The sequence below is a fragment of the Flagellimonas sp. MMG031 genome (assembly GCF_040112705.1).
GTDB lineage: Bacteria > Bacteroidota > Bacteroidia > Flavobacteriales > Flavobacteriaceae > Flagellimonas.
This window is the reverse complement of record NZ_CP157804.1, coordinates 1206050-1220416: the sequence shown is the minus strand read 5'-3', so window position 1 is coordinate 1220416 and position 14367 is coordinate 1206050. Positions and strand designations below refer to the sequence as shown.

Here is a 14367-nt window from a genome sequence, read left to right as displayed (position 1 = left end):
AGCAAAACCAATAATTTTAGCTTTTAACCTTTGATTGATGCTTGGACAAGTACGAACACAATAGTGGTTATAAAATTTAAAAAATGAAACCCTCCAACCACATCCTCCCCATCATCGTGCTATCGCAATTCTGCTGCACCTCACTTTGGTTTGCGGGCAATGGGGTGATGCGCGATTTGGTTGCCACATTTGGGTTAAGTGAAAGCGCTGTGGGACATTTGACCTCAGCGGTGCAGTTTGGGTTTATCGTGGGTACTTTGGTATTTGCCATTTTATCCATTGCCGATCGGTTTTCGCCATCCAAGGTATTTTTTGGCTGTGCTGTTTTGGGTGCACTCTTTAATTTGGGTGTGGTTTGGGATGGTAACGGACTGGCGAGCATCTTATCCTTTCGTTTTTTTACGGGCTTTTTCCTCGCGGGTATCTACCCCGTAGGTATGAAGATAGCCGCAGATTACTACGAAAAAGGATTGGGCAAATCCCTTGGCTATTTAGTGGGAGCACTGGTGGTTGGCACCGCATTCCCTCATTTACTCAAGGAAATGACCCATACCTTGCCTTGGAACACCGTGCTGGTGTCCACTTCCGGCTTGGCCGTTTTGGGTGGCAGTCTAATGATAACGCTCGTTCCCAATGGTCCCTACCGAAAACGCAGCCAACAGTTTCAATTATCCGCCTTTATCCAAGTGTTCCAAAACCGAAGTTTCCGCTCGGCAGCCTTTGGCTATTTTGGACACATGTGGGAGTTGTACACTTTTTGGGCCTTTGTCCCGATTATGCTTCAAACCTATGCGCTGGTCCATCCAAATACCCACTTTCCCGTTCCCTTATTGTCCTTTGTCATTATTGCGGTTGGTGGCTTGGCCTGTGTAATGGGTGGTTATCTGTCGCAAGTGGCCGGAACCAAACGCGTGGCCTCGATGGCCCTCCTGCTTTCCGGGCTTTGTTGTTTGATTTCTCCCCTACTTTTCATGCAAGGTTCAGCTACTCTCTTCATCGCCTTTTTACTGTTCTGGGGCATGGTGGTGATTGCCGATTCCCCGCTCTTCTCCACCTTGGTGGCCCAAAACGCTTCTGCAGAAATCAAAGGCACTGCTCTGACCATTGTAAATTGTATCGGCTTTGCCATAACCATTGTTAGCATTCAATTGGTGAACGAGCTGCGGATATGGTCCAACTCCAACATGGTTTACATGGTTTTGGCCCTAGGTCCCCTTTTTGGACTTATGGCTTTGGCTTCGAAGAAAAAGGGCTGAAACGACACCAAGACCAACAAAACCTCATCGAATTAATCCGTATCTTGGGGCATCCATTTAAAAACCAAACTAGGCTACATGAAGACTATCAAACTACTATTGGCATGCCTCATCCTGGCAAGCTGTGGCAACCCAAAAACTGAAACCGAAGAAACTACCCAATCTCCAGAGACCGCATCAAACCAACGCGAATTCTATCAACTAAAAATCTACACCTTCAGCTCCGAAGAACAAGAGGCCACGGTGGACCATTACCTGGAAAACGCTTTTATACCCGCTGTAAAAAGACAGGGTATTGACAAGGTCGGGGTTTTTAAATCACGTCCAACCGAAACAGATACGGTACAGAAAACCTTTGTGCTGTTACCTTTTGAAGACTTGGAACAATTTCGGGCGTTGGAGGAAAACATTATGAATGACAGCACCTACGCAAGCACTGTAAGTACATATATCGATGCGAACTACGATAATCCCCCTTATGATCGTATCCAATCCATCCTGATGCGAGCCTTTCCCGATATGCCCCAAATGAAAACACCCAATTTGGACAGTCCAAGGTCGGAACGGGTCTATGAACTCCGTAGTTATGAATCTCCTACGGAAAAATATTATTGGAACAAGGTGGATATGTTCAATGCTGGTGGCGAAATACCACTTTTTGACCGATTGGACTTTCAAGCTGTGTTTTACGGTGAAGTGCTCTCCGGACCCAAAATGCCCAACTTAATGTACATGACCACCCATGCCGATATGGATACCAGAAACCAACATTGGGATGCCTTTGTAAACTCTCCCGAATGGAAAGAGCTCATTGCCATGCCCAAATACAAGAACAATATGTCGCATATTGATATGTGGTTCCTCTACCCTACCGAGTATTCCGATTATTAGTTAAACAAAACTGGTATCAGATGACGGAATTGATTTTTTTCACCAGTAAAACCTGCGGGGTTTGCAAGGTCCTGAAGCCTAAACTCCTTGAAGCGGTTCAAGCAAACTTCCCAAAAGTGAGCATCCGTTTGGTGGATGTGGAAGAGGAAGAGGAGTTTACCGGGCAGTCCATGGTGTTTACCCTTCCCGTGGTCATCATTAAGGTCGATGGCAGGGAAATGTACCGCTTTGCGCGAAGCTTTTCGGTCTACGAAGTATTGGAAAAACTGAAACGGTTGAGTGCCGTATCCTCTTAAATCAGATTTATACCTTGGTCGGATACCTTCATCGTTTTATGTATTTTTAAGGCACTAGGAAAGTATCCCAATAATTAGTTAGTAACCTCAAACCAATCCCATGAGAAAAATATATATTTTAGGAATTGCATTATTGGCAACGGCACAACTACTGTCCCAAGAAGGCACGTTATTGTTGCGCGAGCCCACCTTGAGCAACAATTCCGTGGTGTTTGTGCACGCCAACGACCTTTGGAAGGCCTCCCTTAGCGGTGGCGAAGCCCAACGACTTACGAGCGGGGTAGGCAACGAATCCGATCCCCGTTTTTCCAAGGACGGAAAATGGATCGCTTTTACCGCAGAATACGACGGCAACAGCGATGTGTACGTGCTACCTTCGGATGGGGGCACACCCAAACGGATCACCTTTCATCCTGCCATGGACGAAGTCCAAGGGTGGACACCAGAAGGTAACATCCTATTTCGTTCAACACGAAATGCAAGGCCGACCATGACCAGTCAGTTTTTTACCGTTTCACCAAACGGAGGACTGCCCAAAGCCTTGGAAATTCCCAGAGGGGCCTATGGCAATATTTCTGCGGATGGTTCACATATCGCCTACACTCCCATCACTTCGTGGGATCCCGAGTGGCGAAACTACCGTGGTGGACAGGCCATGCCCATTTGGATCGTGAATTTGGACACCTACGAACTAATGACCACCCCTCAATTGGACCAAGAACGCCATTTGTACCCCGTGTGGTCGGGCAACAAGTTGTATTATCTATCGGAACGAGACTATACCAGCAACGTATGGAGCTACGATATCAATACCAAGACCGAGGAACAGATCACATTTCACAAAAAATTTGATGTGAAGAATTTGGATGTCCGTGGCAACCAATTGGTCTATGAGCAAGGAGGTCGCTTACACCTTATGGACCTAAACTCAAGGCAAAGCAATCCTTTGACCATTACCGTGAAGGGCGATCTGAACTTCAGCCGTGAGCGATGGGAAGAGGTCTCTGCGAATTCGGTGCGAAACGCCAACATTTCTCCCAATGGAAAAAGGGCCATTTTTGAACATCGTGGCGATATTTTCACCTTCCCGAAAGAAGAAGGTAGCTGGAGAAACCTAACCCAATCCTCCGGGGTAGCGGACAGGTATCCCGTGTGGTCGCCAAAAGGCGATAAAATTGCCTGGTTTTCTGACCGGAGCGGGGAATATCAACTGGTAGTATCCGATCAATATGGGAACGACCAGAAATCCTATCCTTTGGAAAACCCTACCTTTTACTTTCAGCCCGATTGGTCCCCGAACGGAAAACTGATTGCCTATACCGATACGGATTACAATATGTGGTATGTGAATATTGAATCCGGAAAAGTGGTCAAGGTCGATACAGACCGGTATGCCCACCCAAACAGGACCATGAATCCCGTTTGGTCGCCCGATAGCCGCTGGATAACCTACGAAAAACAACAGGACAGTCATTTTAAAGCTGTTTTTATTTACGACACCCAGACCGGAAAAACGGTTCAGGTTACCGAAGGAACGGCTGATGCCACAAGCCCCATTTGGGATGTATCCGGCGAATACCTATACTTTTTGGCCAGTACCGATTACGGTCTGGCATCGGGTTGGTTGGACATGAGCTCCTACGATCCAGGCGTAACCCGTAGTTTGTACGCCTTGGTATTGAGCGCTTCGGGCAAGGCACCGAATCTTCCCGAAACAGACGAGGAAAGCTCCGAACCGGAAAAAGACACCTCGGATAAGGGTGGTAAATCCAAAAAAAAGGACAAAAAAGAAGAAGGGCCTGCTTCAAAGCCCGTAGTAATCGATTTTGCCAATATTCAAGATCGGGTAGTGGCACTGGAACTTCCTGCAAGAGACTATCAATTTTTGCAGCCTGGTCCCGAAAAACAAATTTTTGTGGCTGAATCGGTTCCCAATACCTCTGGCCTAAAAGTGCATTCTTATGATGTTGCCAAAGAAAAAGCCACTGATTTTGCCGAAGGCGTCAATTTTATGCGAACCTCTACGAATGGAGCTCATGCATTGGTCAAAAATGCAGGCGGTTGGATGATTACCGATACCAAAGCCTCCCCAAAACCAGAGGATAAGCTCACCATCAATGCCCAAATAAAAATTGATCCCCAAGCGGAATACGCACAGATCTTTAAGGAAGGTTGGCGCTACATGAGGGATTTTCTTTATGTCGATAACGTCCACGGTGCACCCTGGGACAAAGTGTACAGCTGGTACCAACCATGGATCAAACATGTAAAGCACCGAACCGACCTTAACTATGTGGTCGATATTCTGAGCGGAGAGGTGGCCATTGGACACTCCTACGTTTCTGGTGGAGACATGCCGGATGTGGACCGAGTTCCCGTGGGTCTTTTGGGAGCGGATTTTGAGGTGAACAACGGCCACTATCAAATCAAAAAAATATACACGGGCGAACACTGGAATCCAGAATTGCGCGCTCCCTTGGCCATGCCAGGCTTGGACGTTCAGGAAGGGGATTATCTAGTGGCCATCAACGGCAAAACGCTCTCCGCGGACCAAAATATGTATGAATTGCTGGCACAGACCGCAAACCGCACCATTAATATCAACGTAAACAGCAAGCCAAGCATGGACGGTTCCCGAATGCTTACGGTGAAACCCGTCGCCAACGAGTACCAACTGCGTTATATGGACTGGGTGGAGGAAAACCGTAGGAAGGTGGACGAACTGTCGGACGGAAAATTGGCCTATGTGTACATCCCGAACACCAGCGGAAATGGTTTCCGTAGTTTCAACAAATACTACTTCTCCCAACAGGATAGGAAAGGGGTTATTTTGGATGAGCGGAACAATGGTGGCGGTTCGGCAGCCGATTATATGATCGATATTATGGCCAGGGAACCTTTTGGGTATTTCAACAGTAAAGCCAATGACAACCGCCCTTGGACCAGTCCCATAGCAGGTATTTGGGGACCCAAGGTGATGATCATCAACGAACGTGCCGGTTCTGGAGGGGATTTATTGCCCTATATGTTCAAGGAAAAAGGATTGGGACCTTTGGTAGGAACCCGAACCTGGGGCGGACTGGTAGGCACATGGGACACCCCGCCCTTTATTGATGGAGGACGAATGGTAGCTCCCCGAGGTGGCTTTTACAACAATGATGGCGAATGGGATGTGGAAGGCAAAGGGATTTCCCCGGACATCGAAGTGATCCAATCGCCAAAAGAAGTGGTTGCTGGAAAGGACCCCCAATTGGAACGTGCGGTACAAGAAGCATTGAAACTCCTGGAAACCCAAGAATTTATAATGAAGCCAGAACCGGATGCCCCAGTGCGATGGAAGCGGCCCGCCGGCTATGATGGAGAAGGCAATCAATAATTAGGAACACAAAACACACTTCAAATTAAAAAAGGCACCAACTGGTGCCTTTTTCATTCTTTCTCATAACTTGGTGATCAATTGCCAAAACTATTGGCCAATCGTGGTCTTTGACTTTTGCTCCCCATAAACAAATCCGTAAGCGGTTTAAAGTGTCGCTTCCACTGGTAGGGAGCAAAGTCAAACCATAACTTTACTTCTGGGGTTTTTCCGTTCTCTACCACAAATCCGTTCTCAATGTGGAAATCCAAACGGTTGAACGCATTGGCAGATTCTTCCATCCCATCTTCGTAAATAAAGTGGTTGCCCCAGTCCGCCAAATAAAAACGTAGTGCCTTATACGAGCCTTCAGGAAGGGAAAGCACGCTTTTGGAATGAATGAAATTTCCTGACGCAACTCCCTTAAGGTTCACCGGGTTCTGACCTGGAAAATCCAAGATGAAATGTTCTTTCCCCTGCTCATCAATGGCAGAGAATCGCGTTATATTCAGGTTCATTTCCGAAACCTTGAGGTCGTTTACGACATCGTTCTTCAAAATCAATTCAGCTACTTGGGTACTCCTTTCGTACCAGCCCGCCATCACACTCGGTGTGTAATAGGGTGTAGCCCATATAGTTGGATAAACATTTGTTGTCTTCATAGCTATGTATATCTATAAGTTATACGGGTACAAAGTTGCGGTGGTTTTATACGCCCTACGTCCATTAGATTATCCAGTTTATATGCTGAATTAACCTAAAATCCATTTTTTAAGATTTCTTTAGGGTAAAATGGCATAAAACTGTCTTCCATATGCAATACCTCACTATCTTTCTGCAGTATGAAAATCAACTATATTTTTCTGTTGTTGGCATTGGTCGCCGAAATCATCGGGACCATTGGAGGCTTTGGTTCTTCCGTCTTCTTCGTGCCCTTGGGCAACTTTTATTTTGATTTTTATTCGGTGCTCGGAATGACGGCCATTTTTCATCTCTCCAGCAATGTGAGCAAGATTTTCCTGTTCAAAAAAGGTCTGGACAAAAAACTGCTGCTCTATATTGGCATACCGTCCGTACTTTTTGTGATTGTTGGCGGATTCCTGTCCAAAATCGCTGATAGCGCCATCCTTGAAATTGTGCTGGGCGCATTCTTGGTGGTTTTTAGCCTACTGTTTCTGATCAAAAGTGAAATCGTGATACTTCCCAATAAAAAAAATTCCATCATCGGAGGGGCCCTATCGGGTTTTTCTGCGGGACTTTTGGGAACGGGAGGGGCCATTCGCGGACTTACCATGGCAGCCTTTAATTTGGAAAAAAGCGCCTTTATTGCCACTTCGGCATTTATCGATTTTATGATTGATTTTTCACGGACCTTTGTCTACTATGGCAATGGATATATTGGCAAACAAGAACTGATGTACCTGCCATTTTTATTCGCCATTGGCTTAATCGGCACTTATCTAGGCAAAAGAATACTGCATTACATTCCCCAAGAAAGGTTCCGTAAGCTCAGTTTGATTTTTATTTTGCTGATTGGACTGGCCACCATAACCAAGTTGGCTTTTGACTATTGGTCCATGTCCGCCTCGTAGTTATCCCCCATTTGATCCAATACCTTTAAAAAGATCTCAAATTCGGAAGGGTCTACATCTTTAAGTGCCAATTTTCGCAATTGTAGGGCACTGGGCAAGGTCAAATCCAAGATTTCTTGTCCTTTTGGGGTCAATTCCAATTTAAATCGCTTTTGGTCACCTTCAAAGCGAGTCTTGGAAATCCATCCTTTTTTCTCCAGACCACCGATAACTCGGGAAGTGGTGGCCCGATTGCGGAAGTTTTCGTTTACAATATCCCGCTGGCTGGCATCATCACCCAACTGATGGATTTGATAGAGAATCACCCATTGTTCAATGGTCGTATCCACCCCAAGTTCATCAAACTTGCGCAAATAGGCTTTTTGAATTTTTCGGAGCACCAAATCCAAATGGAACCCCATCCCCTGTATTTCATCTATACGACTGAGCATGTACTTAAGAATAGCCACAAAAATAGGGATTCCGAAGCAGTATGTCCACATGGTATGGGCAACTGGAATTTTAACGCAATTTTCTGTTGGTAAAATCGCTTTCCTATTCCAATTTTATTATTTTTGTTGTTGATGCAACAAAATAAGACTAAACCGTAAAAATATAAACGAATCATGGAAACATCAACACTTCCAAAAGGAGCAAATACATCAGAGGATTTTATGCCGATAAACGGCACGGACTACGTGGAACTCTACGTAGGGAATTCCAAACAAGCTGCACACTACTACAAAACGGCTTTTGGCTTTCAATCCTATGCACAGGCCGGACTTGAAACAGGACTAAAGGACCGCGAAAGCTATGTGGTAGTCCAAGATAAAATCCGTTTGGTACTGACTTCCCCTTTGAAGAGCGGAACCGAAATCGGAAAGCACATCGACAAGCACGGAGATGGCGTAAAAGTGGTGGCCCTTTGGGTAGATGATGCAACAGTAGCATACAACAATGCCATGGAACGCGGAGCTACATCCTACATGGAACCCACTGTGGAGGAAGACAAGGACGGAAGAGTGGTACGTTCCGGAATATACACCTACGGGGAGACCGTTCATATTTTTGTGGAACGTAAAGACTACAACGGAACCTTTTTGCCCGGTTTCAAAAAATGGGAAACACCCGACTACAATCCAGAGTCAACCGGTCTCAAGTTTGTGGACCACATGGTGGGCAATGTAGGGTGGAACAAAATGAACCATTGGGTAAAATTCTATGAAGACGTTTTGGGATTCAAGAACATTCTTTCTTTTGATGACAAGGATATTTCCACCGACTACACGGCTTTGATGAGCAAGGTAATGAGCAATGGAAACGGTCGTATCAAATTCCCGATCAATGAACCTGCCGAAGGGAAGAAAAAATCACAGGTAGAAGAGTACTTGGATTTCTATGAGGATGAAGGGGTACAGCACATTGCCGTTGCCACAGACGATATCATTAAAACTGTTCGCGATCTAAGAAGTCGGGGCGTGGAGTTCCTAAGGGTACCGGCTACCTACTACGACGCAGTTAGCGACCGTGTTGGGGAAATTGACGAGGATATCGCTCCCTTAAAAGAGCTTGGTATCTTGGTAGACCGCGATGATGAAGGCTATTTGCTGCAGATTTTCACCAAACCCGTGGAACCCAGACCGACCATGTTCTTCGAAATTATCCAAAGAAAGGGCGCACAATCCTTCGGAAAGGGTAACTTTAAAGCACTGTTCGAAGCCATCGAACGTGAGCAAGAGCTACGCGGCACCTTGCATTAATCAAAGTAAAAGGAATGGGTTATGAACTGTTGAATTTCAGGTTTATAACCCATAACTTTAAACTCAAATTCGAGAAAAATGCCTATTTATCATAAACTCGGGAAAATTCCGCAAAAGCGGCACACCCAATTCGAGAAACCCGAAGGCGGCCTATATTATGAGCAGCTTTTTGGGACTATCGGTTTTGATGGGATGTCCTCCCTTTCCTATCACATCCACAGGCCTACGCAGGTCAAGGAAATCGGAAAAGCTATGGACGCTAGCCCAAAGATTGCCGTGGAAAAGAACATCACCAGCCGAAAGTTCATCGGTTTTGATGTAGCGCCCAAAGATGACTTTTTGGAGGCGCGCGAACCTCTTTTGGTGAACAATGACGTTCATGTGGGCTTGGCAGCACCCAGAAAATCGGTGACCGACTACTTTTACAAAAATGCCGATGCTGACGAAATGCTCTTTATCCACAAAGGCTCGGGAACCTTGAAAACCTTTTTGGGAAACATCCCTTTCGAATATGGGGACTACCTCATCATTCCACGAGGGATGATTTACCAGATAGAGTTTGATACCGAGGATAACCGCATTTTATTTGCGGAATCATTCCATCCTATTTATACCCCAAAACGCTATCGAAATTGGTTTGGACAATTATTGGAGCACTCCCCTTTCTGTGAGCGCGACTACAAATTGCCACAGGACCTCGAGACCTTTGATGAAAAAGGAGAATTTTTGATGAAAATCAAAAAACAGGGCATGTTGCACCAACTGGTCTATGCTACGCATCCATTTGATGTGGTGGGATGGGACGGTTACAACTTCCCTTACGGATTCTCCATCCATAATTTTGAACCGATTACAGGACGCGTTCATCAACCGCCACCTGTACACCAAACGTTTGAAACAGGCGCATTTGTGGTCTGTTCGTTCTGTCCAAGGCTATACGATTATCATCCAAAATCCATTCCAGCGCCCTACAACCACTCCAATATAGATTCGGACGAAGTGCTGTATTATGTTGATGGTGACTTTATGAGCCGGACGGGTATTGGACCAGGATATATTTCCCTGCACCCTGCGGGTATTCCACACGGACCACACCCCGGCACCTACGAGGCAAGTATTGGCAAAAAAGGTACGGAGGAACTGGCAGTGATGATAGACACCTTCAAACCCTTGCAGGTTACGGAGAACGCCCTTAAAATCGATGATGGCAAGTACTATAAATCGTGGTTGGAGTAACATAAATTCATTAAGGCCTTCTGTCATTTCGAGCGCAGTCGAGAAAAGAAGGCCTAAGTATTGCTCTCAACTGCGCTCGAGCTGACATATTTACCCTCAGATGATTATAGATATACCCGAAAATTCAGACTTTTCGATTCACAATATCCCCTTTGGGATTTTTTCCACCCAAGACCGAAGCCCTCGCATTGGTGTGGCCATAGGAGAGCATATTTTGGATTTGGCCGCCGTGGCCGAACTGGATGTGTTCGACTTCAATACGGCATTGTTGGAAAAGGACACCCTGAACGATTTTATTTCCCTCGGGAAAGAAATCACCACCCGTGTCCGTAAAAAAATCCAGCATTGGATCAAGGATGACAATTCTGTTTTGGCCGGAAAGCCAGAACTCTTTGTGAAGCAGTCCGAAGCCCAGATGCATATACCCGTTGCAGTTGGAGATTATACCGATTTTTATTCCAGCTTGGAGCATGCCACCAATGTAGGGAAAATGTTCCGCGACCCGGAGAATGCCCTTTTGCCCAATTGGAAGCACATTCCCGTGGGTTACCATGGCAGGGCCAGCTCCATTATTGTGAGCGGACAACCCATTCACCGTCCCAAAGGACAGACCATGCCCAACGGAGCAGAATCACCTGTGTTTGGGCCTACCAAACGTTTGGATTTTGAACTGGAAATGGGATTTATCTGCGGAAAAGAGACAAAGCTTGGTGAATCCGTTTCCACCGCCAATGCCGAGGATTATATCTTCGGACTGGTGCTGTTCAACGACTGGTCGGCACGTGATATCCAAAAATGGGAATATGTACCGCTAGGGCCTTTTTTGGCCAAGAACTTCGCTTCATCCATTTCACCTTGGGTAGTGACATTGGAAGCTTTGGAACCTTTCAAGTTGGCAGGGCCCAAACAAGAACCTGAAGTATTGCCCTATCTTACATATGAGGGCAAAAAGAATTACGACATCAACCTAGAAGTGGGCATCACACCGGAAGAGGGCAAAGAAACCACGGTTTGCCAAAGCAATTTCAAACATATGTACTGGAACATGGCCCAACAATTGGCGCATCATACCGTAAATGGGTGCAACATCAATATCGGGGATATGATGGCCTCGGGAACCATCTCCGGTAAAGAGGAAAGCAGTTTCGGTTCCATGCTCGAATTGTCGTGGGGAGGTACCCAACCCATCCAACTAAAAGACGGAAGCGAACGTAAATTTATTGAAGATGGCGACACAGTGACCATGCGAGGTTACGCCCAAAATGGCGATATTCGAGTCGGATTTGGCGAAGTTTCTGCCAAAGTGTTGCCTGCGAAATGATTTTGGTGGCCGAGCGGAGTCAGAGCCACTGAATGGTGACTTCGACTACGCTCAGTCTCCTAGATATAAAATGAATTGAGATTTTCGCCTTCGCGGAAATGATAGAAAACCAAAATATGATCAAAACCTTAGACCCAACTACCATACCCCAGCCGGAACTGTACACTATTTTGTCCACCGCAGTGGCACCAAGGCCGATTTGCTTTGCCAGTACCGTGGATGCCGAAGGTAACGTCAATCTGAGCCCGTACAGTTTTTTTAACGTCTTTAGTTCCAATCCGCCAGTAATGGTGTTTTCGCCAACGCGAAGCGGCAGGGACAATTCCTTAAAACATACGCATCAAAATGTGGTGGAAGTGCCGCAAGTGGTCATCAATGTGGTGAACCACAAAATGGCGGAGCAAATGTCGCTCTCCAGCACGGCCTACGACAAAGGGGTGAACGAATTCGTGAAAGCCGGCTTTACCGAAGTGCCTAGTGTGAAGGTAAAACCCCCGCGTGTGGGCGAGGCTCCCGTATCCTTTGAATGTACGGTTTTGGAAGTAGTGGAAATTGCGCAAACCCCCGGAGCGGGAAATTTGATCATCGCTCAGGTGGATATGATCCATATCAACGATGAGTACTTAACGGATGATGTATTGGACACCGAAAAGTTGGATTTGGTAGGTCGTATGGGAGGTAATTGGTACATCAGGGCGATTAAAGAGTCCCTGTTCGAGATTCCAAAGCCTATCCGCAGTCAGGGTATAGGTGTTGATGCATTGCCCAAAGGGATTCGCGAAAGCGAAGTGCTTACGGGAAACAATTTAGGACGATTGGGGAATCTGGAAAGCATTCCATCCACAGCGGATATTAAAAAAATTATTGAAAAGGAGGGTGTACAAAGCACCTCCAAAACCGAACTACATACCTTGGCCAAACAATTGTTGGAAGAGGGCGATACGGAAAAGGCGATGGCTTATTTATTGTTTGCGGAAAACTTATGATGTCCATATTTGACAATTTTGGACATAATCTGTAATTTTGAGAGGACAGAATAGGTGTATTATGAATATCAGTTTCACAAAAAAACAGGAAGAATATATTGCCCAACAGGTAGCAACAGGCGAATACCAGAATAATAGCGAAGTGATACGCGATGCCTTGCGCTTGCACAAAATCTACAGGGAAAAAGTGATTGATGACCTTAGAAGGGAAATCGAGAAAGGTTGGAACGGACCGGATAGTCCAAGAACGATGGAAGAAATTATTGCTTCAAAGAAGAAAGGGTGATTGACCGGTATGTATTATCGCAAGAAGCGGATAACGACATTGAAGCTATTTTCGCCTACGGGGAAACTAAATTTGGTTTCACACAAGCCATTTCATATTTGATTGGATTGAACGAGCACTTCGAAGCCATCGCACAGAACCCCGATATTGGGAAGGAAAGAAATGAAATTAAAGATGGCCTTTTCAGTTTTCCTTTCAACTCCCATATCATCTTCTATAGAAAAATGAAGAATAGGGTTCGTATCGTTCGGGTATTGTATGGAGGAAGGGATTTGAAAAATTTTTTAACCGATAGTTAAATGCAAAAAGATATTACATCCATATTCAAGGCCCATTTGGTGCCCAAAGAGGTTTACAAAGGTGGAAAAAATATTCCGCCATCACATAAAAAAATTTACAAGTTGTCCTCCAACGAGAATCCTCTGGGGGCATCGCCCAAGGCCCTAGCTGCCATGAAAGCTGTATTGGACAAGGTCGATATTTACCCCGACCAAACCGATATCCGTTTGCGCGAAGCCTTGGTCCAAGATTTTGACGGCCAGTTGAGCGCCGACCAGTTTCTGTGCGGGAATAGCGGGTCGGAGGTTATTGATATTGTTCTCCGAGCGTTCATCAACGAGGGAGACGAAGTGATTTTTTCGAATCCCTGCTTCCTGCCCTACTCCGTCTTTTCAAGGTGGTACGGTGCCAAACAAGTAGACATACCGCTTCTATCCCCGAATTACGATTTGGATGTGGAAGGTATTTTGAATGCCATCACCGAGAAAACCAAGATCATTTTCTTGACCAGTCCCAACAACCCTACGGGCACCTATATTCCAAAATCCGTAATGGACGATTTTATCGCCCGTGTTCCCAAGAATATTGTGGTTGTATTTGATGAGGTCTATCGCCATTTTGCGGATGCGGATGATTATGTCACAGCATTACCGTATGTATTGGAAGGTTATAATGTGATTGGACTGAACAGTTTTTCCAAAACTTATGGTTTGGCAGGGCAACGCATTGGGTATGGCTACACCACCGCCACTATTGCCAATTATGTTCGTTTGATTCACAAACCCTTTTTGTTACCATTAACTTCCATTGAGGCTGCGATTGGAGCTTTGAACGACAAGGAGTTCATTGACAAGACCGTAAAGACCGTTTTGGAAGGCAGAACTTATATCGCCAAGGCATTTGACCAACTCGGAATAAAATACTGGCCCAGTCAAGCCAACTTTTTTATCATAGACCCGCCACTTCCCGAGATGGAGTTTACGGATAAAATGATGGAAGAAGGCATTATGGTGCGCCCGGTTTCTCAATTTGGCGCTCCAGGCAAGGTAAGGATTACGGTAGGCGATGCAGAGGCGAACGCTGCTTTAGTGAAAGCGCTAGAGAAAATAGCTGGACACGGGTAACAGCTC

Annotated in this window: 14 protein-coding genes; 12 read left to right on the top strand and 2 right to left on the bottom strand. The window is 45.8% G+C overall.

Annotated elements, in window-relative coordinates; translation table 11 throughout:
- The first annotated feature begins 83 nt into the window (after positions 1–83).
- The 4 genes from ABNE31_RS05470 (at position 84) to ABNE31_RS05455 (ending at position 5819) form a co-directional block, all read left to right on the top strand.
- Positions 84–1256, top strand: coding sequence for an MFS transporter (locus ABNE31_RS05470; protein ID WP_349352659.1), 1173 nt, complete (start codon positions 84–86; stop codon positions 1254–1256).
- Between the two features lie 78 nt (positions 1257–1334).
- A complete protein-coding gene (locus tag ABNE31_RS05465) occupies positions 1335–2147 on the top strand; it encodes an NIPSNAP family protein (RefSeq protein WP_349352658.1) in 813 nt (270 codons plus the stop codon).
- Positions 2148–2167: 20 nt separating this feature from the next.
- Positions 2168–2443, top strand: a complete 276-nt coding sequence (locus ABNE31_RS05460) for a thioredoxin family protein (RefSeq protein WP_349352657.1) — start codon at positions 2168–2170, stop codon at positions 2441–2443.
- A gap of 100 nt (positions 2444–2543) precedes the next feature.
- The gene (locus ABNE31_RS05455; protein WP_349352656.1) at positions 2544–5819 is read left to right on the top strand and encodes a PDZ domain-containing protein; all 3276 of its coding nucleotides are present in this window, start codon (positions 2544–2546) and stop codon (positions 5817–5819) included.
- Between the two features lie 77 nt (positions 5820–5896).
- Here ABNE31_RS05455 and ABNE31_RS05450 read toward each other — a convergent pair whose 3' ends face one another.
- Positions 5897–6460 carry a hypothetical protein gene (locus ABNE31_RS05450; protein ID WP_349352655.1) on the bottom strand — a complete coding sequence of 188 codons (564 nt, stop codon included), beginning with the start codon at positions 6458–6460 and terminating at the stop codon, positions 5897–5899.
- Positions 6461–6640: 180 nt separating this feature from the next.
- Here ABNE31_RS05450 and ABNE31_RS05445 point away from each other — a divergent pair, with 180 nt between their 5' ends.
- A complete protein-coding gene (locus tag ABNE31_RS05445; RefSeq protein WP_349352654.1) occupies positions 6641–7390 on the top strand; it encodes a sulfite exporter TauE/SafE family protein in 750 nt (249 codons plus the stop codon).
- On the opposite strand, the gene ABNE31_RS05440 is transcribed toward ABNE31_RS05445, so the two are convergent.
- Complete coding sequence (locus tag ABNE31_RS05440) at positions 7366–7821, bottom strand: MarR family transcriptional regulator (RefSeq protein WP_306013722.1); 456 nt, start codon at positions 7819–7821, stop codon at positions 7366–7368. The two genes, ABNE31_RS05445 and ABNE31_RS05440, sit on opposite strands and share 25 nt — an antisense overlap.
- 174 nt (positions 7822–7995) lie before the next feature.
- Here ABNE31_RS05440 and hppD point away from each other — a divergent pair, with 174 nt between their 5' ends.
- From hppD to ABNE31_RS05405, 7 genes are all read left to right on the top strand, one after another.
- On the top strand, positions 7996–9129 hold the full coding sequence (gene hppD / locus ABNE31_RS05435; RefSeq protein WP_349352653.1) for a 4-hydroxyphenylpyruvate dioxygenase: 1134 nt from the start codon (positions 7996–7998) through the stop codon (positions 9127–9129).
- Positions 9130–9207: 78 nt separating this feature from the next.
- Complete coding sequence (locus ABNE31_RS05430) at positions 9208–10365, top strand: homogentisate 1,2-dioxygenase (RefSeq protein WP_306013725.1); 1158 nt, start codon at positions 9208–9210, stop codon at positions 10363–10365.
- 100 nt (positions 10366–10465) lie between these two features.
- Positions 10466–11686 (top strand): fumarylacetoacetase, encoded by a 1221-nt coding sequence (gene fahA / locus ABNE31_RS05425; RefSeq protein ID WP_349352652.1) that lies wholly within the window; start codon positions 10466–10468, stop codon positions 11684–11686.
- 116 nt (positions 11687–11802) lie between these two features.
- Positions 11803–12672 carry a flavin reductase family protein gene (locus tag ABNE31_RS05420; protein ID WP_349352651.1) on the top strand — a complete coding sequence of 290 codons (870 nt, stop codon included), beginning with the start codon at positions 11803–11805 and terminating at the stop codon, positions 12670–12672.
- Between the two features lie 61 nt (positions 12673–12733).
- Complete coding sequence (locus ABNE31_RS05415) at positions 12734–12958, top strand: type II toxin-antitoxin system ParD family antitoxin (protein WP_179383648.1); 225 nt, start codon at positions 12734–12736, stop codon at positions 12956–12958.
- Positions 12955–13257, top strand: coding sequence for a type II toxin-antitoxin system RelE/ParE family toxin (locus ABNE31_RS05410; RefSeq protein WP_349352650.1), 303 nt, complete (start codon positions 12955–12957; stop codon positions 13255–13257). The genes ABNE31_RS05415 and ABNE31_RS05410 overlap by 4 nt, the downstream gene beginning before the upstream one ends.
- Positions 13258–14361, top strand: a complete 1104-nt coding sequence (locus ABNE31_RS05405) for a histidinol-phosphate transaminase (RefSeq protein ID WP_349352649.1) — start codon at positions 13258–13260, stop codon at positions 14359–14361. It begins immediately after the preceding gene.
- The last annotated feature ends 6 nt before the right edge of the window (positions 14362–14367 follow it).

Coding starts and splice junctions, on each gene's coding strand:
- ABNE31_RS05415 (WP_179383648.1), top strand. CDS start 12,734: ATGAATATCAGTTTCACAAAAAAACAGGAAGAATATATTGCCCAACAG.
- ABNE31_RS05465 (WP_349352658.1), top strand. CDS start 1,335: ATGAAGACTATCAAACTACTATTGGCATGCCTCATCCTGGCAAGCTGT.
- ABNE31_RS05460 (WP_349352657.1), top strand. CDS start 2,168: ATGACGGAATTGATTTTTTTCACCAGTAAAACCTGCGGGGTTTGCAAG.
- ABNE31_RS05440 (WP_306013722.1), bottom strand. CDS start 7,821: ATGCTCAGTCGTATAGATGAAATACAGGGGATGGGGTTCCATTTGGAT.
- ABNE31_RS05470 (WP_349352659.1), top strand. CDS start 84: ATGAAACCCTCCAACCACATCCTCCCCATCATCGTGCTATCGCAATTC.
- ABNE31_RS05445 (WP_349352654.1), top strand. CDS start 6,641: ATGAAAATCAACTATATTTTTCTGTTGTTGGCATTGGTCGCCGAAATC.
- ABNE31_RS05405 (WP_349352649.1), top strand. CDS start 13,258: ATGCAAAAAGATATTACATCCATATTCAAGGCCCATTTGGTGCCCAAA.
- ABNE31_RS05455 (WP_349352656.1), top strand. CDS start 2,544: ATGAGAAAAATATATATTTTAGGAATTGCATTATTGGCAACGGCACAA.
- hppD (WP_349352653.1), top strand. CDS start 7,996: ATGGAAACATCAACACTTCCAAAAGGAGCAAATACATCAGAGGATTTT.
- ABNE31_RS05420 (WP_349352651.1), top strand. CDS start 11,803: ATGATCAAAACCTTAGACCCAACTACCATACCCCAGCCGGAACTGTAC.
- fahA (WP_349352652.1), top strand. CDS start 10,466: ATGATTATAGATATACCCGAAAATTCAGACTTTTCGATTCACAATATC.
- ABNE31_RS05430 (WP_306013725.1), top strand. CDS start 9,208: ATGCCTATTTATCATAAACTCGGGAAAATTCCGCAAAAGCGGCACACC.
- ABNE31_RS05450 (WP_349352655.1), bottom strand. CDS start 6,460: ATGAAGACAACAAATGTTTATCCAACTATATGGGCTACACCCTATTAC.